Raw genomic sequence first — 1,811 nt, forward strand, 5'->3', positions numbered from 1 at the left:
CCTGCGCCGCCGCCGCGCGCGCGCGCCGGTGAGCGGCGGTCAGGCAGCGCGCCAGCGGCCGCACCGCCGACCGCGCCCCCAGCTCGCCGAGCACCAGCGCCACGTTGCGCACGACGTACCACCGCGGGTCGCGCAGCGCCTCGATCAGCGTGTCGACGCCGCCGCCCGCGTCGAGCAGGGCGACGAAGCAGCGCCGCCGCTCGTCGATCCCCTCCGCCTCGCCCAGCCGGTCGAGCAGCAGCGGCACCAGCCGGTCGGCGGCGTGGCGCAGCACCGGGTGCGCGTCGGGGAGCGGGCGCGCCGCCACCGCGTGCACGATCGTCGTCAGGTGCGGGTCGAGCAGCCGGTCGAACTCCGCCCGGTGCGCGGCGACGAGGTCGGACGCCACCGAGTCGCGGGCCGCGCCGAGGCGCGCCGCCAGGTCGGCGAACGCCAGCGCCACCGCGACGGCGCTCTGCGTCTCGTCCGGGAGGCGGGACGGCACCAGCGCCAGCGCGTCGCGCAGCGCGTCCCAGGCCGGCGTCACCAGGTCGTCGCGCCGCGCCTCGAGGATGCCGGCGACCGCCGCGCCCACCTCGGGGACGTCGGCCGGCGCGCCGGCGCCCCCCGACGCGTCGACGAGCGGCTGCACCCCCCAGATCCCGAGCGCGTCGAGCCCCGCCAGCACCGTGGCCCCGTCGCCGGCGTCGCGCGCGAACAGCCCCGCGAACTGCGCCAGCTCGCGCGCCGAAGCGCCGCGGCGGATGACCAGCCGCACGACACCCTCGCGCCGCAGTCGCGCCATCAGCGGCGAGTCGGCGTCAGCCACGTCGCGCAGCCAGAGGTCCACCCGCCGCTCCGCCGACAGGCGCCCGAGGCGGTGCATCTCGACGCGCACCCCCTCGGCGTCGGGGGCGGCGTCGCCGAGCAGCGTCGCGAGACGTCCGAGGCTGTTCAGGAAGTCGCGGGTGGCGGCGGGCATCGCGGGGGGCGGGGCGTGCGCGGACGGGGGAGCACCGGGGGGACGGGCGGGCGGACGCGCGAGCAACATCGCCGTCCGCCGCGCCGACCGCGCGTCCTACGCCGCGCCCCGGCGGGGCGTTGGGGGAGGTTTCCGAGACGGCGCGCCCCCCGCGCGACGCAGTAAGCGGTGCGCTAAGCGGCGGGCGCAATCGTGTGGCATCCCGCGGCGCCCGAGGGCCGGCGCGGACCTCCCCCCGCCCCGCCCCGCCGTGTTCGTCGTCGAGACCTCGCGCCTGCTCCCCCACCCGCCGTCGGCCGTGTTCGCGGTGGCGGGCGACCGCCGGCTGTCGCCGCGCTGGCGCACGCGCCTCGCCGACCTCGCCGAGCCGGCGCACCCCACGGACGCCGACCCGCCGCGGCACCTCGCGTGGAGCGGGCGCGGGGCGGCATTCGCGCTCGACCGGTCGCTGGCGCTGGAGTCGACGGCCGACGGCACGCGCGTCACCTACCAGTGCGCGCTGTCGGTGGACGAGCCCCCGCGGCTGTCGCCCGCCCGCGCCACCGCGCTGCGCCGGCTGCTGGTGCGGCGGGCGGGGCGCGACCTGGAACGGCTGGCGGCGCTCGTGGCGCAGATGGCGCGCGCCGAGGCGCGGGCGCGCGTGACGCTTTCGTGAGCCTGGGGCGGCGCCCTCATTCGGCGCCGCGGTGGGGCCGATACTCGGGAGCAGCGCCGCGCGATGGCGCGCGTTCCCTCCCGCCCCCGCCGTGCCCGCGCGCCCCCTCCGCCAGCAGCTCGCCGCCGCCCGGACGCTCGCCGCCGCCGTGCCGGTCCTGGTGGCCGGGGCGGGGCTCGCGGCGCGCGGCCGCGC

At 80.5% G+C, this 1,811-nt stretch carries 2 protein-coding genes; one reads left to right on the forward strand and one right to left on the reverse strand.

Annotation, left to right across the window (positions count from 1 at the left end; genetic code table 11):
* Positions 1 to 961, reverse strand: a 961-nt coding sequence (locus tag PYV61_RS24980; RefSeq protein WP_275836595.1) for a HEAT repeat domain-containing protein, incomplete at its 3' end; no start/stop codon positions are given.
* A 250-nt stretch (positions 962 to 1,211) separates the two neighbouring features.
* On the opposite strand from PYV61_RS24980, the gene PYV61_RS24985 reads away from it, so the two are divergent.
* Positions 1,212 to 1,616: a hypothetical protein gene (locus tag PYV61_RS24985; RefSeq protein WP_275836596.1), complete on the forward strand. Its 405-nt coding sequence runs from the start codon at positions 1,212 to 1,214 to the stop codon at positions 1,614 to 1,616.
* Positions 1,617 to 1,811: the final 195 nt, after the last annotated feature.

The organism is Roseisolibacter sp. H3M3-2, assembly GCF_029211165.1.
Classification (GTDB): domain Bacteria; phylum Gemmatimonadota; class Gemmatimonadetes; order Gemmatimonadales; family Gemmatimonadaceae; genus Roseisolibacter.